This window comes from Pseudochrobactrum lubricantis (assembly GCF_041929865.1).
GTDB lineage: Bacteria > Pseudomonadota > Alphaproteobacteria > Rhizobiales > Rhizobiaceae > Pseudochrobactrum > Pseudochrobactrum saccharolyticum.
On record NZ_JBHEEE010000019.1, the window covers coordinates 1 to 21,906 of the forward strand.

Consider the following 21,906-nt stretch of genomic DNA (forward strand, 5'->3'; position numbering starts at 1 on the left):
TTGAAATGCGGTCAATCAAGCGTTCCCGCTCCGTTCAAGCTTAGCGTACGATTTCGAGCAGCTCTTGTTCTGACCCCGTTTTGGAAGCCGATAGTCCACTTGCCGAATATCGGAAAATAACGGACGAGATAATTAAACGATTGCCCGACGAGAACCGCTATCCGGTTCCCGCGGCAGAAGCGGTTCGCTCCTTTCTGATGCTGCGGCTTGGATTGCATCTCGGCTTGCGTCAAAAGAATCTCCGACAGCTTCTTGTCTGCCCCCGTGGACATTTCCCGACACCGGAGCGACGTCTGGAGGATATGAAACGCGGAGAAATCCGCTGGAGCGACCGAGACCAGGGCTGGGAAGTGCTCATTCCTTCCAACGCGTTCAAGAACGCAAATTCGTCTTTCTTCGGTTCGAAGCCGTTTCGTCTGGTTTTACCCGATCTGCTCGACCTCTATAAATTCCTGAATGATTACATTGAACGGCACCGGGCGGTCTTGTTGAGAAATGCCCGCGATCCGGGCACGCTATTTGTCAAAACTGTAAAAACAAACAGCAAGGATGCAGCTTATGACCAAACGACATTCTACGAGGCTTGGCGGCTCACAATTCAGCTATACGGTATCTATAACCCTTATACCGACCGAGGCGCGATAAGGGGATTGCTTCCCCATGGTCCGCACAACGTCCGGGACGTCCTGGCCACTCATATCTTGAAGCAGACTGGCTCCTACGAACAGGCGAGCTATGCAATCCAGGATACGCCGGACATGGTGGCGAGCCACTACGGGCGATTTCTGCCGCAGGATAAGGCCGCGCTGGCCGCTAAGATACTTAATCAGGTCTGGATGGAAGCGTGAAGAGAACCGCGCCCAACATTCGCCACCTTATGGGAGCGGTTTTACACGCATCCGCTCTTTCACTTCATCGAAGTTCGATCCGAACCTCGCCAGACAATTGATCAGGCGATCTCAGTCGTTGGCGCTTTTCCCTCTGTACGCCGTTCTTGTAAGCGTCGTGGAGTTCCAAAACATCAGCGTTAGCGCTGAAGAAGCGAACCTTAAGCCCACTCGTCACCTTTCCAAGAATATCGGCAACGTTGTTGGGGTTGAGTTCATATGAACCAACTCCGTATCTGCTGCCAACTGCCGCAGGTCGTCGGTTCTGAAGAAATTACCGGCGCCGTGCGGCGAGAAATCAAGACCGTGCGCCGCGTTCGAGCCCGATGTAATCGGGACCGGTTCTGCCATGTTGAGCGGAATGATTACAACCAGATCACGAGCAAACTTGGATACTATGGGGAAACTGCACGGTAGTAGATTTTATAATCCGCAGTAATCTGGGCGTTCATACCGACATCTGCAGTTTTTGTATTGACCTAGCGAGCAATTCGCAGTTATTGATACGACCACCCTAGTTACTCCATTAAATGGGCGACGCCCACTGAGACGCCCGTTATGCCAATTGTCTTCACCGCCTGCACGCAAAGAAAGCGGGTTACCCCCAGCCCTTTGTTATGCGCCCGAGACCTGTCGCAGGGCTCTTTGCAGGCTGTCGTCAAGTCGTGGAATGACCGAATAGCAAAAGCTGAGGAACGGGTTCCTGCGGAAGATATCTATTGTGGCCGCTCGTTCGTCGAGGCCAAGTTTGCAGCGCGCATTGCTCAAGCCGAGCTTCACATCGTTTCTGCTGGGCTTGGACTGATCCATAGCCAGCAGGTAATCCCTTCATATAATCTTACTGTCTCTCGCGGCGGCGACGATTGCGTCCTCGATAAACTCGAGGGGCATGGTGATGCAGACTGGTGGGGGGCGCTTGGTGGCCACGAGGCTTTGAGGGCGGCTCTCAATCGCAGTAGCGGGATTATTCTGATCGCCTTGCCCTCGGCCTATCTGCGCATGGTCGCACCAGCACTCGACGATATCTCGAACCGTTTGTGCGAAAGAATCAGGATCGTTGGCGGGCGGAATGTTCCCCATCTCAATCCGCGACTGGAAAGCGCTCGTCTTCCTTATGATGATCGCCTGGATGGTCCGGAAAGCAGTTTACCTGGAACCCGATCGGATTTCGCATCGCGAGCAGCACGTCACTTCGTTGAAGAAATACTCGTCAAAAACCCGCATTCTTCCAGCCGCGTTCATCGCGAGCAAGTCGAGGCATCGTTGGCGACATGGACACGCCCGACGGCAAAGGCCGGTGTCCGAAAGTCGGACGAAGAGGTTAAATCCATTGTCCGCACCAACTGGACGCGTGCCGGGGGGCGGTCAACAACGCTTTTACGAATACTGCGCGACGAACTAAACATCGCATGCGAGCAGAAGCGCTTTTCAAATCTTGTAGCGGATATCCGGAAGGAGAAAGCATATGAGCGCTGATTCGAACAATCTCATGGTTCGTGCGGTTAGGACGCAGCAGGGCGACGGGGTCGACGTATACGCGTTCTTCCTGCACGGTTCGGACCTCACTCGGATCGCCGATATTAGCCGGATTCACCGAGACGAGAAGGACTTGAAGGGTTTCCAGCGCAAGGAAATCCGAAGCCACGTGAAGTCAATTATCGAGTTTCTCGACAGCGGCCCCGTTCTCTTTCCAAACGCGATAACTTTGGCCCTTTCTTCCGGCGTTACTTTTGACGTTTCACGGGGCCCCAAGCCAAATGGTCTGACTGAAGTTTCTCAATCGGGGACACTGAGTATTCCGATCGGCAAGGACGGCCATCGTGCCGCCTGGATTGTGGACGGGCAGCAGCGCTCGCTCGCGCTAGCAAAAGCCAAGGACAGCCGTTTTCCAGTTCCAGTCGTCGGTTTCGTATCTCAGGACGTCCAGGTTCACAGAGAACAGTTTATCTTGGTCAACAAAGTTAAAGCGCTTGATGTGCGATTGATTAACGAGTTGCTTCCAGAGGTCGGAACACTTTTGCCGAAGGATTTATCGGCGAACCGTCTGCCAAGCGAGTTGTGCACCCTCCTTAATAGGCAACAGAAATCACCATTCTATCGGTTGATCCGCCGGGCCTCCGACACAGGCAACGAGCAGAGTGTGGTCAACGATACTGCTCTCATTGATGCTATTAAGAAGAATCTCAAAGGGCCTTATGGCGCATTGAGCCAATATCTCGCGCCTGACATCTATAACCCAGATGCCATGTATGAGGCACTTGTCCTCTACTGGTCGGCCGTTCGCGACATATTTCCAGACGCTTGGGGCAAGCAACCAACTGAAAGCCGGTTAATGCATTCAGCCGGTATCAAGGCAGTTGGCGCACTTATGGACCAGATCATGCTGCGAGCCGATAGTTCGTCGACACCCGAAACCGAGATCCGAGAGGCGCTGCAGAGGATCTCACCACTATGCGCGTGGACGGAAGGAACATGGGAAGGCCTTGGATTGAAGTGGAATGAAATCCAAGGGACACCCCAGCACAACCGATTGCTCGCAGAGCATCTGATGCAACTTGACCGCAAACTATCGAGGCCAGCACGATGAAATTCATTTTTGCTGACAGTCTCGATCACGTCGATCCCGGCTATGATTTCCTTAAGGATCGTTACTCGGAAGGGAGGACCCCGTACTGGGACGATGCCTATCCGCACGAGATTATGGGCTATGCACCCTACAAAGGTATGCTGGTGTCTCGTGGGATTGTTGGGGGCGCTGCCGTCGGCGGAAAATATACCGAAGCTCAGGCCATGCGTTTTCGTAGAGTCGGGGCGCGCGAATTCCTGCGTCTCGACAGACCGCAATTCGAACAACTGCCCATCTTTGGCGACTGCGGTGCATTTACCTACCACAAAGAAGACAAGCCGCCGTACACACCCGACGACACTGCGGAATTCTACGACGACGCAAGATTTACGCACGGATGCTCAGTCGACCATATTATTTTTGACTTCGATGAAAGCCTGAAAGGTTTCGAGGGAGGCACGGAGGAGGCCCGCCGGCGCTTCGAGATCACGCTTGAGAACGCGTCGGCGTTCCGAACTTCGACCCAGCATATGTCAAATCGATTCACGCCCCTGGGTGTCATCCAGGGATGGTCGCCCGGGAGCATGGCTGAAGGTGCCCGGCGACTGGTCGCGATGGGCTACGATTATCTGGCGCTCGGCGGTACGGTCCCTTTGAAAGCTTCACAGATCAAAGCCTGCCTTACTGCAATCCGGGAGGTGATCCCGCAAGACACACGCCTTCATATCCTCGGCTTTGCAAAGGCCGACGAGATCGACACGTTCGGTCCCTTTAATGTAACGAGTTTCGACACGACATCACCTTTGATCCGAGCCTTCAAGGACGCCAAATCGAATTATTATCTACCGAACAAGTCAGGGAAACTCGACTATTACACCGCCATCCGAGTACCCCAGGCGCTCGAAAATCCCAAATTGATGAGGCTTGCCAAGCGCGGCGCCCTCAACCAGGAACAGATGGTCGCGATGGAAAAAAACGCGCTCGCAGCGCTAAGATCCTATGACCGTGGGCAGGCCGAACTTGAAGAAACGCTTGATACGGTTCTCGCCTATGCGACACCCGCCGTCATGGGCGAGACAATCGGCGAGTTGCCGGGCGCGAAAGCGGTCAAGGATTTGAGAGATAGATATAAGCGGACGCTAAGTGACAAACCGTGGAAGCAGTGTGCCTGCCCTATCTGTTCGTCACTTTCAATTGAAGTGGTGATCTTCCGTGCCAGCAACCGCAATAAGCGGCGCGGAATCCATAATCTGGGGGTCTACAACGCCCTCGTTGACCAACTCCCGAGCAATAGTGGGCGAAATGACAATATTAAGATTTCCAGCGATCAGAGCCAGACAGAGCGAAGCGCACACAGTTCTTTCATTTGCAGCGCTAGCGTCTGAATTGCAAAAATTCGCGGTCATCGAACGCGTCGCGCGCGATGCAGAGGGTGGCTTGAGTGGATTTCAGCGCCCTCAGATTGCGGGCCATATCCGGGAGATTCGCGATTATCTCGAAAAACCCGAGGCGATCCTGCCAAACCCGATCGTCGTGGCCTTCACCAGCAATGTTGAAATGAGCGACGCGGATGATGATGGCCGATGCATGGTCGAAATCGACACCGCTGCGGGTGCGCCTGGCTTGATAGTCGACGGGCAGCAGCGACTGACCGCGCTCAGCCAAGTAGACGAAAAGAATTTCCAGGTTTTTGTCTCGGCCATCATCTGCCGCGATGACGAGGAACTTCGCCGTCAATTTGTGCTGATCAACAATACGCGGCCGCTGCCAAAGTCACTGATCTATGAACTGCTACCAACCGTGACTGGCTTACCGCGCCGTCTCGGCGATCGTTCGGTCGCAGCCGATATCGCAGCCCGCTTGAACTACGACAAGAGTTCCTCGCTCGAAGGCCAGATCTACCAGCACACTAACCCAGGCGGTCTCATTCGAGATACGGCGATCCAGCGCGTCATCATCAATTCACTGAGCGACGGCGTCATGCGTGAATTGATCCGCGAACCCGACGGCGCCGACCTCTGCTTCAAGTTGATCAGCGATTTTTACCAAGCGGTTCAATATGTCTTCAAGGACGCATGGAAGGACCATACGCCAAAGTCGTCGCGCCTTGTACATGGTGCGGGTATCATGTCTCTCGGCTATGTCATGGAAATTCTGGTTCTCCTCGACGGTTCCAGAACGTTTGATGACTTCGCCCGAGGAATAGCATGTTTGGTCGACAAGACCGCCTGGACGTCTGGCGAATGGAATTTTGCGGAAAACGACAAGCGGCATTGGAAGTCTGTTCAAAACGTCAACCGAGACATCGTCACGCTCGCTCAATACCTCGTCGGCATCGTGCGGGCTGATGTTCGACGTCGACGCAATGAGAGTCAGGCAGGCGCAGACGAACCAAATCAGGCAGTGGCGGGTCTCTGATGAGTTACGCGGTCAAGGAACTGTTCAAAACACTCCAGGGAGAAGGTGCCCAGGCTGGTAGAGCAGCCGTGTTCTGCCGATTTGCCGGCTGCAACCTTTGGTCCGGACGTGAAGAGGATCGCCATAAAGCAATCTGCCAGTTCTGCGACACGGATTTTATCGGCACGAATGGCGATGGTGGCGGCAAGTTTCGCGATGCATCAGAACTCGCTGGCGCAATCGCTCACGCCTGGGGTAGCGGACAAACCAGACGCTATGTCGTCTTCACGGGCGGCGAACCACTTCTACAGATCGACGAAGCGCTGATTGCGGCGGTTCACGCTCAAGATTTCGAAATCGCCATTGAAACAAATGGAACGATCGAGCCTCCTCAAGGAATCGACTGGATTTGCGTCAGCCCAAAGGCCGGGGCACCATTCAATCTGAGATCGGGAAGTGAACTGAAACTGGTTTACCCGCAGTCCGATTTGCTTCCTGACGATTTACCTGAACTCGACTTCGAGCATTATTTTCTGCAGCCAATGGACGGAGCGAAACAGCAGGAAAACATCGCTGCCGTGACGGCATTCTGCCTTGAAAATCCGCGCTGGCGCCTCAGTCTTCAAACCCACAAAATGATCGGTATCCCATGAAAATCACCCAAGCTTTCACATTCGAGGCTGCTCACCAACTTCCTCACGTGCCTTCGACGCATAAGTGCCACCGCATGCATGGTCATTCCTATCGTGTCGAGTTGCAACTTAAAGGCACCGTCGATGCTAAGACCGGCTTCGTGATCGACTTTTTTGATGTGGAGAAAGTCTTTGGGCCGGTTCTTGAAAGCCTCGATCATCATACACTTAACGATATCGAAGGTCTCGAAAACCCAACGGCAGAGAACATCGCCGTATGGATATGGAGAAAGGTTAAGCCGCTTCTCGGTGAATTGAATTCGGTAAAAGTGTTCGAGACGCCGGCGTGCTGGGCGGAATATGAAGGTGAATAACGGGGAGCTTGCCATGTCGTCTACCGCGTTGGTGTTGTTTTCAGGCGGTCAAGACTCGACCACTTGCCTTGCCTGGGCGCTCGATCGGTTCGAACGCGTTGAAACGGTTGGATTCGATTACGGTCAACGCCACCGAATTGAACTGGAATGCAGGGATACGCTGCGATCTCAGATGCGCACCATCAACCCGATCTGGGCGGATCGGCTTGGCGATGATCATACAATTTCACTCGCCGCACTGGGCGAAATCTCCGATACCGCGCTGACGAGCGGTATGCAGATCGAGATGGCGGAATCGGGCCTCCCTAACACGTTCGTTCCCGGCCGAAATTTGATATTCCTGACCTTCGCCGCAGCGTTGGCCTATCGTCGAGGTCTGAAACATATCGTCGGTGGCATGTGCGAGACAGATTATTCTGGTTATCCGGACTGCCGGGACGATACGATCAAGGCACTGCAGGTGGCGCTCAATATCGGCATGGAAAAACGGTTCGTCCTCGATACACCGTTGATGTGGATCGACAAGGCGCAGACCTGGCAGTTGGCCAAGGACCTCGGCGGCCGGGCCCTCGTCGATCTGATCGTACGGGAGAGCCACACTTGCTATCTCGGCGAGCGTGGAGAATTTCATGACTGGGGCTACGGTTGCGGACAATGTCCCGCCTGCGACTTGCGGGCAAAAGGCCATCAAAAGTTTGTCGCCCAAGAAATCTGATATGGAAATCAGGATGAATACGCAGCGTAGGCGTTGGATCGAAGGTGGAATATTCCTGGCTTTCTTTGCAGGCTGCATTCCGCTAGCAAATTATATGATTGGTCATTTGGGTACCGAGTGTGTACCTAATGGGCCATGTGTTATCCCGGTTGGACCCGGACTCACTGCTCCAAGCGGCGTTTTGCTGGTGGGATTGGCCCTCGTTTTGCGTGATCTCGTGCAACGACGGCTTGGCCTGATATGGGCCGTTGGTGCCATAATTGTTGGTGCTTTTCTGTCAACGACCTTCACCGCGCCATCGCTCGCTATTGCTTCCGCCGGCGCGTTTTTGACTTCTGAAATAGTAGATCTAATGGTTTTTACGCCGTTACAGAAGAAGGGGCTTGTGCGAGCTGCTTTCGTTAGCAGTTTGGTCGGACTGTTAGCAGACAGCATCATGTTTCTCTGGTTAGCTTTTGGTTCACTCGAATTCTTGGCTGGACAGGTTGTAGGTAAACTGATCATGGTAATTGCGACGCTTCCGGTACTGTTCTGGATCCGCAACCGTGACCGACGATTGGGACTTATGCCAGCATGAGCGATGTAACTGACAAAAAGCTGGGCTGCTTTAGAGCTGTTTTCGAGGCTTTTTTGGATCGACCGATTAACTATTTTCCACGGGTCGATGACAGGCGTTCTGAAAAACCGAGGTTAAGAAGCCTGAAGGATAAGGAAGCAATCCAGACGATCCTTCCGAGATTCAGCACTTAAAACCAGAGGACAGCGGACTAGACGATGCGTTGAAGTTAGCGCGGGAATCTCTTGAGGAAGTGACGGCCCAAACAGCGTATCAAGACGGCAAAGCCACTCGTCTGTTGACAATCCTCACATTCATATCGGCTTTTTCAGGACTAGCCTTCAATCGTTTAGCTGACAATTATCCCCTGTCTATGGTCGGGTCGTCTGATTGGCAGGAAATTACAGCTAGCGGTCTTATCATTGCCAGTTATGTGCTCTTTGCTCATTTTGCTTTGTTGGCGATCATGGGCGCACTCGTCACCTTTCCTGCGATTAGATCCCGCTTTCGTTATCCGAAACCGGCCTTAGACGTACAAAGAATTGAATCTTTTCTCTTTTGGATTCCGATTTCGCGTACTCAGCCTAGCGTATGGGCTAAGGGCTTTTTGGATTCAAATGATCCATCAAAAATTTCCTCAACCCTCAAGCTCAAGTATCTCCAGAATTATATTGTCGAAACCTATCTGATAGGTGCGAAAGTCGCCGACAAAGTTAGGTTTCTGGAACCAGCACAGCGACTACAATCCTCTGCGATCAAGGTCCTCCTATACTGGATTATAGCTATTACTCTTGTATTTGCTATCGCGCAGCCGATTAAAAAGGCGCCTTCAGTGATTCAGATAAGCATACCAATATAGGTGACGGACAGAGTAAATGTCTATACGCTATAAAGCAGTCAGCCTGACCGCCTCTCGTCCTAACAGCGGTATAGGGGGACCCATAGTCCTGGTCGACGCGGATAATACTCTTTGGGTCACCGATGGGGTGTTTGCGCGAGCGCAACTCGCCCTTCTCTCAGCGGTCGAAGATGCCACGGGCACGTCGAGCCCTGACGAAAACCGCTTAGGATATGTCCGGGGTTTCGATCAGGCAATAGCCGAGCAGCATCATCTCGGGCTTCGTTATCCGCCACGGCTTCTGGTGAATGCGATTGCTCTTGCTCTTCGAGGACTATCGCGGTCAGAAGCCATACGACGCGCTTGGTATGACGGATCGCAATCTGGCTTATTAGTGGATGTCGTATCACAGATCGAGCGGACGTTCTTGAATATGATCACCGTGCAACCGGATATTCTGCACGGTGTTCTTATAGGTCTCCGTGATTTGGTTTCGATGGACGCAACAACTCTTGTCCTGACAGAGGGAAACCGCAAACGAGTGCTGCTCACGATAGAGCATCATGGTCTGAGCAAGTACATCGACCGCGTATTCGAAGCCCCTAAGACGGTCCGTTTGTTCAAGCGTCTGAAAAATCTGACGAGAAGTAATCAATCAATCTATATGATTGGTGATCAATTAAGGCGGGACATCGAGCCTGCGCACCTGGCCGGATTACAAACTGTCTATATTCCGGGGAAATTTCGGCCCAGTTGGGAAACTGATACCACAATCAGCACAGACTTATGCGCAGGTGCGTTCGACATAGCTATTGCGCATATCCGCGACTTAGAACAGCGCATAAGAAAACTCCAACTGAAAGCCGATGGCAACCAGTAACTTCTAATTGGGAAATTGGTAATAATTCCGATTATATACAGCAATAAAATTGGAGGTTTCTGTGACAAAAGTTCAAGTTATCAATTTTAGTCAGTACGATGACGCTGGTAAAGCCGACGATCTTCTCCTCTTTGGAGCGCCCGCCAAGGCAATAGCGAACTGGGCAGGAATCCCTCGCAAGGCTTGGCATATTAGAATGCTATTTCAGCGACCGATAACTCCTGGCCGTGCAGCCGAATTAAAGCGATTTTGGAACACAGCAAGCAGCGCTCAAAACGGATCCTATATACTGGGGCCAACTGCAATCGTCTTGGCTATTCAGGGCGAGCCTCAGATCAAAGACGGGTTCCTTGATCTTACATATCAACCCTTCGTTGATCTTTAGGATGATAGCGTTGATGTAATACCAAAACTTGCCGACTATCTTTACCCACAAATCAAGACGAGACTTTCCCAAGAACAATTGACTGTAATTCAAGAATTCGAAACGGCCCCTTTTGGCATTAAATTTCCTGAAATCGAACATGATTACGTATACGAGTTTGCGTTGCAAATGGCGCAAATGCGCGCAGATGCGAAACACTTTATATCAACTAATAACATTACACCTGACCAACTCACCGAAATCGCCGTATCAATGGAATCTTTGTGCCGCCCTGCGCTCGTGGTTGATGGTCAGCATCGACTTTGGGGCGCGGCCAACGCTGACCGCGAAATCGTTTTGCCTGTTGTCGCGCTGCCCGACTGCAGTTGGACCGATCAGATCTACCAATTCGTAGTAATCAACGAGACGGCTCAAAAGGTAGAGACTTCGCTGTTGACCGACATTTTTGGAAGCAGCCTAACCCGTTCGGAACAGGATATTGTTCGCGAAAAATTGAGTACTGCCCGCGTCGACGTTGAAAGCCGTATCGCAGCAGTCATAGCCACGCGTCACCCAGGAAGTCCGTTCCATAATATGGTCCAATTAAAGATAGAAGGAGCGTCTCCGGAAAACTTTAAGCCATACCTATCAGAACGGACGGTCAGAACTCTGATCGACGGATCCACTAAGTATTCTCGTGGCTTCCGCAGTGACGACGAATTTTACGAGAAGTTCATTAAGCCGACGTATCCTGTAAAGGATGAATGGGATAGCTGGGCTAACGAACACTGGAAAACTTATTGGCTCGCGTTCTGGGAGAGGGTTAAGGACTTCTATAACGCACAAGCTATTAAGACCGGCCATGCCGCGCTTTGGATGCCAGATCAACAGAGCAACCTGACAAAAGCCGTCACTTTACGGGAGTTACAGACGCTTTTTATCACTAAATGCATCGAATACATGCAGGAGATTGACGCTACCGCAGACATCCTGCGTAACGTGTTGGGAGAAGAAGAAGCAACCCAGAAAATCGCCCAACTCAGAGAAGAACGCGCGCTACCGGCCGACATCGAAAAATTTAAGGACTTTGTCCACGATTTCTTTCTTGAAAGAGGCATACCGGTCAAAGTCTTCCAAGCGAACTGGAAGGCAAGTCTCGATGACAGCCAAGGTCAGATGGATCTGTGGGAGGCGCTTGAAGTAGCATGGGAACGAAGCCGAAAAGGCGAACGAGTTGTGGTTCGCGGTGGGATTTACGTGGCACGCGATCCTCAAGAAAGCGCCAGCAAAGATGCCTGAATTGACTAACCTTTCTGCACGGATACCTTCTCGCTCACTAGGTGAGTTGATGCCGGCCGGCGATCAAGTTAGCCTCTCCCATCTTGCAAGCATTACTCGGATAGTCGAAGCCGATGGAGAAAGTGCACTTCATAAATCGGTGCATCAGGTTCTCGTGAGAATGCTGGAGACGAGTATCTTGGCTCATCCCCGTATTTCTAGACTCATCGATGTTTGGGAAGGTATCGCCGGAACGGCGAACGAAAGAATAGCTGGTCACCTTCACCAGATACTTAACCATGAACCTGATGAAAAATTGGTACGGCATGTCTTTAGATGTGTTAGTAGTACTGCCGCGCTACGCGGTCGGCAAACTGGAAATCACTCACACTTTTTTGACGACGTAATCGACAGAATCGTTCGATCCAGAAAAGACGGTGACAAAAGTCTCCGATGCGAATGCTGTGGCTATCAGTTTCGTAACCGTGACGTGAAGACCGAGCGATACACAAAAATCGTTGAAAGTGGGTTCGAATTGGAGCGCTCCCTCTTTCCCGGTCGATCGGGCGATCCATACAAACCGATTGATCGTGGAAATGGAATGACCTGGACCCAATTGACAATAGATCATGTCATTCCAGAAGAAACCCTCGGATGGAGTGACCCGGATAATCTTGAAGTTTTATGCATGTTTTGTAATTTAGGAAAGTTGGCATATCGACGTCCGTTGGAGGGCCTCTCTTCCTTTGCTGTGGGAGCACTTGCCGAGGTCCCTTCAAACAGAAAATGGGGCCAACTGAAGCACCAGGTTGTGGTGGCAGCGTTGTCAGCCCTTGGCGGAACCTGCAGCCAATGTGCTAAGACAAAATCTGATGTAGAGCTAACTGTGAGACCTCTCTTACCCAAGGATGGCAGTATAAATGGCTTTCTGCCTTGGAACCTCAAGTCGGTTTGCTACATTTGTCTCGCAAACGAAGGTGACGAACTTCCCCAATTACCGTCAGCGGAAGGTTTAGAGGACACTATTGGTGTATCTTCGCTGGAATCAACTCTCGGGCACGACACTGAGTGAGTGGGTCGCGAGGGAAGGTACTTATGATGCTCACGCCACCTATTCCAAGTAAACACGTGGATTATCTACGATGAACTCTGGGGTTGTACCTACGGCTGTGTTTCGGCATGGAATATTGGGGCTGACGCATTCTCGATGATGATTTCTAACTATTTCCACCTATCAATCTCGCCTCAAGCAGGTCGATTTTACCGCGGCCGTACATTTGTCGTTTCACAAGCTTTAGTTTGTTGATGTGTCCCTCAACCTACCCATTCGACCAAGGCAGGCTGCTGGCGGCTCCTACAGCTACTTTGTCCTTTAGTATACCGTTAGCAAACGCAATAAGTAGGCTGTCACGTGCGTAACAAAACCATTGGTCGAGTTCCGTCTCAGCTTTTTCCTTATCATTATTTGGAACCTCTCTACGTGGAAATCAACAGGATATTCTCTGAATGACAGTTCCGAGTGCAACGCGAGGTGAAGCTAATGAAGGCTATCGAGGACCGTTCTTAGAATACTGGCTGTCCCCTTCCCGGGAGCCCAGATTGGTTCCCCCGTAGGAAGCGCTTCTTTGATGCAGTAAAAGGCGGCATGGCTACTGGATTTCCATGCAAACACGAAGAGATCGGCCCGCTGGGCGAGGTGCCTTAATTTCGCGGTGGCAACAGTGTCGGAATTGACTTCGACGACGCAACCCGGGAACATTTGCTCCAACGCTGCTTTTGCCCTTCCTCCTGCCGTCTCAGCCAGTGTGTAAATTCCGATGGTTTTGCCGTTCAGATCGGGCAGGCTCGCCGATTGTTGGTCCGCCTCCTCTGTCCGGCGCAGTGATGTAAGCGCATCTGGACCAACACCGAAGTCCTGTGCAAGGAATTCGATGGGCAACATATCTGGTGGCCCGATACGATGTGCAAACGCTTGAGATTGACCGACGATCTTGACGAAGAATTCCACACGAGCGGCTCGAGCAACCTCAGACGGCGCGGGCGCGATCGCCAGCGTCTCGCAAATATCGAGGCTCCACGGCAAATGTTTGTAGGAGCGAATGCGGTCTTGGATCTCAGAAAGGTCTTGAATAGTGGAGAGATACTCGCCCTCCGCCATGCCAAGCGTAAGAAGATGCGAGAGCAATTGAGCAAGGAGTTCGAGATCGGCGGCTGACAGCCTCTCATCAACAGCGATCAAGTAGAACAAGACGGATGCGATGGGTTTCCTACCAATCGTCGGATCCAGACCAATGGGAAAGAAGCTGCCAAAGACTTGAGGAACAGATCGGCGCGCGACTGCTGCAGCCTCGCCGCCAAGATTGCCAAGGAGGTCAGCGAATTGGCGCGATAATGCCTCACTCTCGAAGGGTTCTGTATCCCAGGTTGCCGCATTTTGAACCGCGAGCTCTAGGCCAGCCAAATCTAGTCCGTGAGCCAAGTCTTCCGCCCATTTCACCCAACCAAGCGGCATTTCAGCCTCAGACATAGTCGCCACGGTTGGAAACAACAGTTCGGTTGGGGCGCTGGGGACTGGCGGAGATTGCAGGATTATAAGCTTTTCGTGGACTGCTGCGGTCAAGCTCTCGATGATCTGATGATCTGCGCCGTCGATCGCTTCTAAGAAGTCCTGACGCGACTCCGGAGTGTCGATGAAATTCACGCAGTGGATCATTCGCGATATCGACTTCTTGGTAATGGGAAGAACTCGATAGTATGCGAAAGCACGATCAAACTGCCCATCATCGAAAGCCTCGTCAGCGGTGCTCTCGTCGATGGCTGGGGGCTGCTGAATATCGATCTGCTCAATGGAAATCCCGCGCTTGCAGTTGTCCGGTAGCAACGCAAACAGTTCGGCTATAAGCGCTACACTCGGCGAAGGCTGGAGTTGCTCAAATAGCAGAAACGACTTCACCACCCTCGGCGTGCGGATACCGCGCCGAGAGGCAAATAAGCGCGGGTAGCGTCTAGCTATGTGAAGGTCGAATCTACCGCGCGTCTCAGACGGATCGTTGAGCGCCTCGCTTTCCTCAACGTAAGTGCGATAAAGCGCTTCAATTAGGTCGGACTGAATTTGCGGCGGAAGTGTCAAGTCGCACAGGGTCCGAATGAGCCAGTGATCGCGAGCGATCTGCGGCCAGAGGCCAAGGCCCGCGCTCAAGCGCACATCGAGGTACTTTAGATTCTCCTCATTGAGTCTTCCCGTCGCTTTGAGTTCGGCGATAAGGGCCTCTGCTCGCGCTGCGTCCCTCGCTAGAAGAGCGCGCTCGAACTCGCCCCGAATCGCACCCACCGGGCGGCGGAAGGTGCTTTTCAAAGCCGGCCGACGCGCGAGCAACACTGCGAAATCGTCGAGTCGCTGGACAATTTTTCGATTAGATGCGGCATCGGACCCGCTAAACCGCCAAACCGAACCGCCAGATCGCTCACGCATCGCACCAGCCATGGGATCACGGTCGATGGGCGCCATCTCGAATAAATCGAGAAACGTCGGGCCGAGCCAAGCACGGATCTCGGAGCCGAGTTCCCTTCCGCCTTTCGCATCCCTTGTGGTGGCATACCAACCTGTGACGGTATCGTTTCGCACGAACGGAAGAATGATGGGGGCCCGGCCCTCGGGCTGGTCGAGAAGTTGGAGCCACGGACGAAGATAATGAGCAATTTCCGGGTTGACGTTGCCGCCGACGATTGCGCTCCATTCCAACTGGTTCGGAGCCGCGAAGAAACGCGCCAACCACGGGTTATTGAGAATGAGATCCTCTGTCATTCGCCGACCCCGACATACGATTCGAAATTGAGCCGCGCCTCTGCGAGCGTCTTCGCATTGGTGTCGTACACGACCATTTCGTCATTTAACTCGAGCCCTCTGAACGTGAGATTCATCGATCCGGTCAGGAGACCGCGTTTGAGCAATACACCTTTCGTATGGAGATGCTCCCGCTGAACGATTACGACGCTTTCAGAAAGCCCCGCCTCCTCGAGACCCGAAGTGATGGCATTTATGAAGGGTGCGTTATGCTGATCGTAACTGGTCACAATGCCTAGAGGCGTTCCCCGCGCAGCCAGATCGCAAGCTACTTGTATAAGACGAATTTCACGTGTTCCCCATTCGGGATTTACTGATGAGAAGCCGCCCGCTCGGTTGTCGAAAAGCATTACATTACTAATCCACGGACTGACGATCCATGCCCGCTCGCCGCTGGGTGCCAATAGTTCTCCCAGTAACATCAGTTGGAGTAGTTCGCGGATTAGGTTTTGGCTCGTGACCGCGCTCTTAAAGATCCGACGTGTTTCGAAGCTCATTGTAACGCCTCTGCAATGTCGACATCAATTTCATAGGCATCGCCAATCCGGCGTACCGCCTGAACGCGAGCAAAAACAGATAGATAGCCAGTATGGACTGGATTGGTGGCAAGAAAATTTAATGCTCGGGCGAGTTGTTCGCCATCGGTCACCGCACAGACTAAAGTGATTGATCCCTGTGAAGCGAGAGCCTCCATGCATATAGTCTCCCAATCTCCTTCCTGAAGATGCACAGCCTGGACTGCTTCGTCGAGAAATGCTCGAACAAGCAGTGGCTCGGTCAGTGGGAGATCAACAAAAAGAGAGTCAATCCTAAGCCCTGCCTGTCGGATTTGTGATCCACGTGGCCAAAGCAGGCCATAAACCACGCCAAAACGCCATTGATCTGGATTGACCGTCGGCGCATCAATCCCAGCAAAGCTTAGCGCATTATCGATGTCGTCACGCCTTGCTAGACGGTACGCGACGACCCGAGCGTCCAACTCAACCCCGAGGCGCGCTTCTTCCGCATCCCATTGACGCATTGCACTGAGGAAAAAGCGATCGCTCTGAGGGCTGGAGCCAGCACGCAGAACACGATTAGCGAGTGCGACCATAAATGCGTGAAATGTTGCAAACCCTCCACCGGCGAGCGACTGACGCAGCGATGACATTGCTTGATGGCTCTCCTCCGCTCCGTACGCGTCGCGAAATGCCTGGGTTGATGCCGAGATATCGCCAGAAGGGTCGCTTTCGCAGACAACCGTGACAAACTTCGCCAATTGATAGTCGCTCAATGCAAAGTCGTTATCCCTTAACTGCGAAGTCATGACGTTGAAAAATCGGCGAGGATCCTCGGCGTATTGCTTCAGCGCTTCCTCTATCTGACCATTTCCTCCTGGAGCCAGTTCACTGATCCAGATTTCCGCATCCTGCTCACCGTTAAGCACGTCATCTGGCTCGCGCGGACCCGGATCGATATCGACGACGAGGCCGTCACCATCGATCTCAGGGCAGAGGCTCAAAATGGCATTGAAGGCTGCTGCTCCTGCCGTTGCCGCAAACCTCTGTCGCAGCCATGGCTCCCAATCTGGTCCAATCGATGCCCACAATATGGTCGCAAGATTGAACATTCCGGTTTTGACCACCGGATCCGCCAAAAGGGCTCCTAGATCCTGCCGCAGTTTGTCCTGAAGGTTACCCTGACCGTTGGCGTCATCAACGATTGGCGATTGAAAAAGGATCGCCAGGGTCTGTTCCAAAGAGAGATCCGCTTGTCCATTTGCGAGATTATCGGCCGCTTCGCGCAAAGTGATTGACTTCGCCATAGCTTCGTTGCCGAGCGCTGAGAGCAACAACTGCGCGAGCCATCCGCGGGCGAAGACGTTGTCCACCGAGCCTAGATACGTTTCTCCTTTGGCCTCGTCATGGAACCGCGCTGTCCGCAAGGCCCGATAAAGTTGGCCGCTTTCAGATCCCACGCTCGACCAAAGTGACTCGTCGAACCGAAGGCGAACACAAAGAGCATCGACAGCGAGATTGAACCCGAGTGCAGCAGCGTGACCATCCCGTTCAAACCAAAATCGCTTTTTCGACGACGTCCCATCTTTGAATCGTATGTCGGCGTCGCTGCCGAGCGCCATTCGGCGAACCTCGATCGGGTTTAGGCCTTGGTGAGTGTAGAAGCGCACATCTGCGATGAATCTGGCCCAAGGGTTGCCCGGTGGCGCGTTGAAAACTTGGCCAACGTCGCGAGCGACGATCTGGCTTTGCCACCTTAGGCGCGCATTCGATGTGTCGACCACCGTGCCTGGTGACTGTTCTAAAGTGTATGTGCGGGGACGAAAGACCGGGATTGATTGGGCTCCCCCTGCAGTGGAAATCTGCCAAATCCCAATCATGTCTGCGCGAATGTCGACATCGATCGGCACCGATTGCTCGACGTTTTGATCCAGTGGTGGGCAAACCCAATGCTTTTCGAAGGCATGAGTTATTCCATAGCGTCGTGAGACCCGTCCAGGAGCAAATTCCCGCATCGCTTGGACGATCGGCATAAATACGGGATCGGGGATGACGCCACCGACCGCAGGTGTGATGACATCGACCTCAGGAAGATTCAGTTCTCCGAACAGATTAGCGGGCGCGAACTCTGGCAGGGGCGAGTTGCGGACTTGATAATCTGTAACGCCCTGCTCTCGCGTTCGCCATTGCGTCTCAAGACGTCGCAATGCCGTCGGGAGAACTTCGGTTAATAGAGGACGGGGGTGCTCCCACAGCAGTGACTGAATTTCCTGCGCGTCGAGACGCAAGGCTTCTGACAAATAGGAAGAATAGTGCTCTAGTTTAGTTGGGTTGGTGATTAGATCATGAATGATTTCGGCGAACCGAGCCTGGCGCATTTTTTGGTTCGAGTGGTCAGAAGGACCGGACAAATTAGTCCATACGCTGCCACCACGATCATAACCCGTCACCTGGGCAAGGTAGTCCAGGGTCGCGTAAACAGCCTGGATGCGGGCGATATAACGGTTGCCGATAGGCAGCGTGCGCATCGGCAATTCTGGGTCGAAAAGCAAATCGTAGCCCTGATAAGCAATCCGATCTCTTCCATAATCCGACAGCACAACGACAGTCCATGGACGCATGCGGCGTGAACGACCTGCTCGGCCCTTGCGCTGTAGAAACTGAGCTACATCCCGCGGCGCTTTATGCTGGAGAACCGCCCCCACGAGCGGATCGTTATATCCGACTTCAAGTGAAGCGGTCGCAACAATGAGATCGAGGTTGTTTCCCACACCTGGATCCATAGACATTACACGCCCGACCCTTTTCCGATCGGAAGCTTGCAGACTGTGACCGATATCAACGGCCGCTTCCCAGTCTTGGCCGTGTAGTTTCCGGTGTGCGCTCGTCATGGGGAAGCGAAGTGTCGCAAGTCCGCCCGCAGGATGGGCGTTTAAATCTGGAACGCCGTTGCTGCGCCGGCCTTCCGCATCCAACATCGCGTAGAACAAGCGATTGATGACATCGAGGTTGTCAGCGAAAAGAAATGCTCTTTCGCCAAAAACACCACGACTTACCCGACTTTCCGGGGAATCGAGTATTCGCGACATCAACATCGCGGTCTGAATTGTTGTCGAAAGTAGCGCCGTGCGCGATACCGGATCACCTCGCAGAGCGAGTAAGTATTCCGCCCCTTCCGCGATCATATCGCCAGGCTTGGGCGCTACTTCTGCCGCCGCGTGCTCAGACAACCCCGTTAGCGTTGCGAAAAAACGAGCCCCGTCTGTCAATGTCGCCGACAAGCCGACGAAGCTGACTGGCCGGCGCACCAACTGCCGCCAGCGTCGAAGTAGATATGCAACCTGCGCGCCAGAGGCACCTGCGTATGTGTGAACCTCGTCGAGAAGCATCATCTCGACTGAGTGAGCCGCCCTTTCGCCAATGCCGAAGAGATGGTGGATGCGGTTGTCCCCCATCCGCTGGTTAAGCATTTCAGTTGTCGTAAAGAGAATGTCGGGGCTTTCGCGCCGAAGGCGTTCTCTGGTGAGGATGATCTCGTCGCTTTCAATGGCATGATTGCATTCAGAACAAACCAGTCTCTCGACGTTGTTACCTCTATCGTTTTCGCGCCAAACCATTTCCCCATCGCAGTTTGGTCGAGGGCATCGCAGGTACTCGCAGACCAATCCCGTTGGGTGACGCCGCCACCCGCTGCTATCCTGAGCCTCAGGAGCACTATTAGGAGTTGGGCCGAACAACGTTCCGATGAGAATTTTCCTACCACCGACCGTCTGCAACGATGTGTCGAGGCGACGAGCCTGGCTGTAGACCTCGGCGAATTGGTCTTTGAGCAGTTCGTTCCGGGGATAAACCGCGAGTATCTTGACCCACTTCTTCCGCACACCATCGCGACGAATATGGGAAGCTATCCGAGCAAGCGCCGGCAAATAGAAGGCCAGTGTCTTTCCACTCCCGGTCCCGGCGCTTACCAACGTCGCAAGTGAGCGTGGGCTTTCAAGGCCGGACAAAATACGCGATGCCGCTTCGAGCTGAAAACCTGCCAACCCAAAGTCTGATCCATAACTTTCAATGAGGTCAGCGATTGCTTGTCGCACATAATGATCCGTTGTCGCTTCACTGATCTCGTGCAGACTTTTCTCCGCTGAGATCGTCCGGTTGGGGTAACGGCGACGACGCCATAGAAATCGGAAGTCTGCGACGAGCGTCGGAGCGGATTGCCAGCCCACCAAGCCGCGGTGTTGTGGAAAGAGCTGCCTCAATCGGTAAGATAGCCTAACAGCCTCAGCCATCCGTGAGCGGTACCGCTCGCCAGGTGTATCACCGATGTCGAGAAGAAGGACCCGCTCGCGCAGTCGCTCCACGACCTCCGAGACACGGACAAATGTGACCCCATCAGCGTGCAATGGATCGTCCAACATTGTATCGATGATCTCCGCAACTTCGTGCGATGCCAAAAAACCGTCAACAAGGCCCCAGGTCAGGAGGCGGGCCTCGCGCTGCTCGATTCTATCGAGCACAGCGATTATGAATCGTTCATTGGGATCGATCATCACGCTGTTGCCCGAATGCAATAGCTGTCAAGCTTTGCGTTGTCTGTCAGCCATTCCTGAACAGCAGATGTCAGCAATGACAGCGGCGCTCCATTGACCGAGAGTACGGCCTCCAAAAAGCGCTTTACGTCCGCCGGTACGTCGAAATTGAAAGACTTTCCGACCTTTTCCAATCTTTCTGCGAGGCTGTTTACATGTCTCACAGCGGCCTGATCGTTCGGAAGAGTGTCGAATTGCGCCTTCAATTCGGCAAAAACGCGCTCATATTCATCGAACGCCGCATCATTCTCTTTTGTGTGAGCAAGCTTTCCTCGAATTTGTGCTGGTGTCTCGCCGGCGAATACTGTCTGCCGGTGGGCTCGCCAAACGCTCATCAAAACGGATGCGAGTTCACGGGTTGCGGCATCAGATTCCTCAAGTAACAGCCGCCACCCTTGACCGCGCTTCAAAGTAGCGGCCTTCCGTTCAACCAGAAACTTCTCAAGTAGGCTAGCAGCGCGTTTTCGGGCAGCAATAATGCTTTGCGGGTCAGGCACAGCGATTTTTGCCTGCGTGAGCACCAATTGCCTGCCTTGTTCGACCGCCAGTTTCTGAGCCCGGCTTGCTAAATCCGTACGCAAACCCTCCAGCGCGCTAACTTCGGCAACGTTGGATGCTGTCTTTTCCAGTGCCTCAAGCCGTACCCGCAACGCAGAAGCCCTAGTAGCGAGATTGCCCGTCAACGTTCTTCTCCCTCTGCCTGCGAGGATATGCCTGCTACGCTTCCGAGCATGGCAACAATCTCTTGGCTCACATCGGTCGGATCAGACTGACTTCGGTTCGTTTCTTCACGCGAAACACTGATCTCAGACGCTGACAACAACTGGGTGGTCTGGCTCAGAAAGACCATTGTCCGTCCTATCAAACCTAGATCAATTGCTCCGAGCGCATTAAGCAGTTTCGGAATTTGTTCACGATCGGCTTCCGTTATGACATTGATTTTGCCTACTAAATCCACGAACGCGCTTTGTTTGAATTCGCTTAATTGCTTCTCGAATTCTTTCAGATTGATACCGTTTGTCGGAGCGGTTCCTGTCTTCGCCAGCAGCATCACAATTGCCTCAAGGTCGGCGACAAATGTCGATTTATCGAAATCGCCTTCTACGTAGTCAGCGATTTGAGTTTTAAAATTGTCCAGCTTTTGGACGACCGGCGCCAGTTGCGGCCACAGTCGTGCTTCACCCAGGGGGCGTAGGAAAACACGTACGTCCTCCGGCAAACCGTCGAGTGCCTCGGTTCCGTATCCCTCTCCGCCAAATGCATCCAAGAGCCTCACGATGTCGATCGCAAAAGGCGTGTTGCCTGCCCCTTGAAAGGATGCAGAGCGTGCCAGCAATTCTTCCTGCAAAATGGCCCAAGCCGGCCGTTGTCGCATCGTACCGAGGGCGCTTGCGCGAAGATTGTCCCAGTTCTGTTGATTTCCGGTAAGAACTGACCCAGTTTTTCCACCGAGAATTGACCCGCCTTTTAATTAATGTTCGGGTTTTTA

General features: G+C 53.0%; 17 protein-coding genes and 2 pseudogenes. 13 read left to right on the plus strand and 6 right to left on the minus strand.

What is annotated here, in order from left to right:
- Positions 1–77: 77 nt before the first annotated feature.
- The 13 genes and pseudogenes from JNC80_RS19045 to JNC80_RS19105 all read left to right on the plus strand — a co-directional run.
- A pseudogene (locus JNC80_RS19045) lies at positions 78–848 on the plus strand (hypothetical protein); the annotation flags it as partial.
- 684 nt (positions 849–1,532) lie between these two features.
- Positions 1,533–2,363: a DUF6884 domain-containing protein gene (locus JNC80_RS19050; RefSeq protein WP_376711301.1), complete on the plus strand. Its 831-nt coding sequence runs from the start codon at positions 1,533–1,535 to the stop codon at positions 2,361–2,363.
- A complete protein-coding gene (dbpB, locus tag JNC80_RS19055; RefSeq protein ID WP_376711302.1) occupies positions 2,353–3,474 on the plus strand; it encodes a DGQHR domain-containing protein DpdB in 1,122 nt (373 codons plus the stop codon). The genes JNC80_RS19050 and dbpB (JNC80_RS19055) overlap by 11 nt, the downstream gene beginning before the upstream one ends.
- Entirely contained in the window at positions 3,471–4,838 is a 1,368-nt protein-coding gene (gene dpdA / locus JNC80_RS19060; RefSeq protein ID WP_376711303.1) for a tRNA-guanine transglycosylase DpdA, read from the plus strand. The genes dbpB (JNC80_RS19055) and dpdA overlap by 4 nt, the downstream gene beginning before the upstream one ends.
- Positions 4,756–5,871: a DGQHR domain-containing protein DpdB gene (dbpB, locus tag JNC80_RS19065; protein ID WP_376711304.1), complete on the plus strand. Its 1,116-nt coding sequence runs from the start codon at positions 4,756–4,758 to the stop codon at positions 5,869–5,871. Before dpdA ends, dbpB (JNC80_RS19065) begins: the two co-directional genes overlap by 83 nt.
- On the plus strand, positions 5,871–6,503 hold the full coding sequence (queE, locus tag JNC80_RS19070) for a 7-carboxy-7-deazaguanine synthase (RefSeq protein ID WP_376711305.1): 633 nt from the start codon (positions 5,871–5,873) through the stop codon (positions 6,501–6,503). The genes dbpB (JNC80_RS19065) and queE overlap by 1 nt, the downstream gene beginning before the upstream one ends.
- Positions 6,500–6,856 (plus strand): 6-carboxytetrahydropterin synthase QueD, encoded by a 357-nt coding sequence (gene queD, locus JNC80_RS19075; protein ID WP_376711306.1) that lies wholly within the window; start codon positions 6,500–6,502, stop codon positions 6,854–6,856. Before queE ends, queD begins: the two co-directional genes overlap by 4 nt.
- A gap of 13 nt (positions 6,857–6,869) precedes the next feature.
- Complete coding sequence (gene queC / locus JNC80_RS19080; RefSeq protein ID WP_376711307.1) at positions 6,870–7,571, plus strand: 7-cyano-7-deazaguanine synthase QueC; 702 nt, start codon at positions 6,870–6,872, stop codon at positions 7,569–7,571.
- Between the two features lie 13 nt (positions 7,572–7,584).
- Positions 7,585–8,148, plus strand: coding sequence for a VUT family protein (locus JNC80_RS19085; RefSeq protein ID WP_376711308.1), 564 nt, complete (start codon positions 7,585–7,587; stop codon positions 8,146–8,148).
- A 232-nt stretch (positions 8,149–8,380) separates the two neighbouring features.
- Entirely contained in the window at positions 8,381–8,986 is a 606-nt protein-coding gene (locus JNC80_RS19090) for a hypothetical protein (protein ID WP_376711309.1), read from the plus strand.
- Positions 8,987–9,002: 16 nt separating this feature from the next.
- Complete coding sequence (locus JNC80_RS19095; RefSeq protein WP_376711310.1) at positions 9,003–9,845, plus strand: HAD family hydrolase; 843 nt, start codon at positions 9,003–9,005, stop codon at positions 9,843–9,845.
- Between the two features lie 463 nt (positions 9,846–10,308).
- On the plus strand, positions 10,309–11,508 hold the full coding sequence (locus JNC80_RS19100) for a ParB N-terminal domain-containing protein (RefSeq protein ID WP_376711311.1): 1,200 nt from the start codon (positions 10,309–10,311) through the stop codon (positions 11,506–11,508).
- Positions 11,509–11,557: 49 nt separating this feature from the next.
- Entirely contained in the window at positions 11,558–12,559 is a 1,002-nt protein-coding gene (locus JNC80_RS19105; protein ID WP_376711312.1) for an HNH endonuclease, read from the plus strand.
- A gap of 145 nt (positions 12,560–12,704) precedes the next feature.
- Here the strand turns inward: JNC80_RS19105 and JNC80_RS19110 are convergent.
- The 6 genes and pseudogenes from JNC80_RS19110 to JNC80_RS19135 form a co-directional block, all read right to left on the minus strand.
- Positions 12,705–12,923 (minus strand): annotated as a pseudogene (locus JNC80_RS19110) (ISL3 family transposase); the annotation flags it as partial.
- 101 nt (positions 12,924–13,024) lie between these two features.
- Positions 13,025–15,292, minus strand: a complete 2,268-nt coding sequence (dpdD, locus tag JNC80_RS19115) for a protein DpdD (protein WP_376711313.1) — start codon at positions 15,290–15,292, stop codon at positions 13,025–13,027.
- Positions 15,289–15,828, minus strand: coding sequence for a phospholipase D-like domain-containing protein DpdK (gene dpdK / locus JNC80_RS19120; protein ID WP_376711314.1), 540 nt, complete (start codon positions 15,826–15,828; stop codon positions 15,289–15,291). Before dpdK ends, dpdD begins: the two co-directional genes overlap by 4 nt.
- Positions 15,825–20,378, minus strand: a complete 4,554-nt coding sequence (dpdJ, locus tag JNC80_RS19125) for a protein DpdJ (protein ID WP_376711315.1) — start codon at positions 20,376–20,378, stop codon at positions 15,825–15,827. Before dpdJ ends, dpdK begins: the two co-directional genes overlap by 4 nt.
- Positions 20,378–21,100 (minus strand): hypothetical protein, encoded by a 723-nt coding sequence (locus JNC80_RS19130; RefSeq protein WP_376711316.1) that lies wholly within the window; start codon positions 21,098–21,100, stop codon positions 20,378–20,380. The genes dpdJ and JNC80_RS19130 overlap by 1 nt, the downstream gene beginning before the upstream one ends.
- Positions 21,097–21,765 (minus strand): hypothetical protein, encoded by a 669-nt coding sequence (locus JNC80_RS19135; RefSeq protein WP_376711317.1) that lies wholly within the window; start codon positions 21,763–21,765, stop codon positions 21,097–21,099. Before JNC80_RS19135 ends, JNC80_RS19130 begins: the two co-directional genes overlap by 4 nt.
- Positions 21,766–21,906: the final 141 nt, after the last annotated feature.

What these genes read in the sequence shown, in the direction of transcription:
- dbpB (WP_376711304.1), top strand. Translation starts at nt 4,756, where the DNA reads ATGACAATATTAAGATTTCCAGCGATCAGAGCCAGACAGAGCGAAGCG.
- JNC80_RS19085 (WP_376711308.1), top strand. Translation starts at nt 7,585, where the DNA reads ATGAATACGCAGCGTAGGCGTTGGATCGAAGGTGGAATATTCCTGGCT.
- queC (WP_376711307.1), top strand. Translation starts at nt 6,870, where the DNA reads ATGTCGTCTACCGCGTTGGTGTTGTTTTCAGGCGGTCAAGACTCGACC.
- dbpB (WP_376711302.1), top strand. Translation starts at nt 2,353, where the DNA reads ATGAGCGCTGATTCGAACAATCTCATGGTTCGTGCGGTTAGGACGCAG.
- dpdA (WP_376711303.1), top strand. Translation starts at nt 3,471, where the DNA reads ATGAAATTCATTTTTGCTGACAGTCTCGATCACGTCGATCCCGGCTAT.
- queD (WP_376711306.1), top strand. Translation starts at nt 6,500, where the DNA reads ATGAAAATCACCCAAGCTTTCACATTCGAGGCTGCTCACCAACTTCCT.
- JNC80_RS19105 (WP_376711312.1), top strand. Translation starts at nt 11,558, where the DNA reads ATGCCGGCCGGCGATCAAGTTAGCCTCTCCCATCTTGCAAGCATTACT.
- dpdD (WP_376711313.1), bottom strand. Translation starts at nt 15,292, where the DNA reads ATGACAGAGGATCTCATTCTCAATAACCCGTGGTTGGCGCGTTTCTTC.
- queE (WP_376711305.1), top strand. Translation starts at nt 5,871, where the DNA reads ATGAGTTACGCGGTCAAGGAACTGTTCAAAACACTCCAGGGAGAAGGT.
- dpdJ (WP_376711315.1), bottom strand. Translation starts at nt 20,378, where the DNA reads ATGATCGATCCCAATGAACGATTCATAATCGCTGTGCTCGATAGAATC.
- JNC80_RS19095 (WP_376711310.1), top strand. Translation starts at nt 9,003, where the DNA reads ATGTCTATACGCTATAAAGCAGTCAGCCTGACCGCCTCTCGTCCTAAC.
- dpdK (WP_376711314.1), bottom strand. Translation starts at nt 15,828, where the DNA reads ATGAGCTTCGAAACACGTCGGATCTTTAAGAGCGCGGTCACGAGCCAA.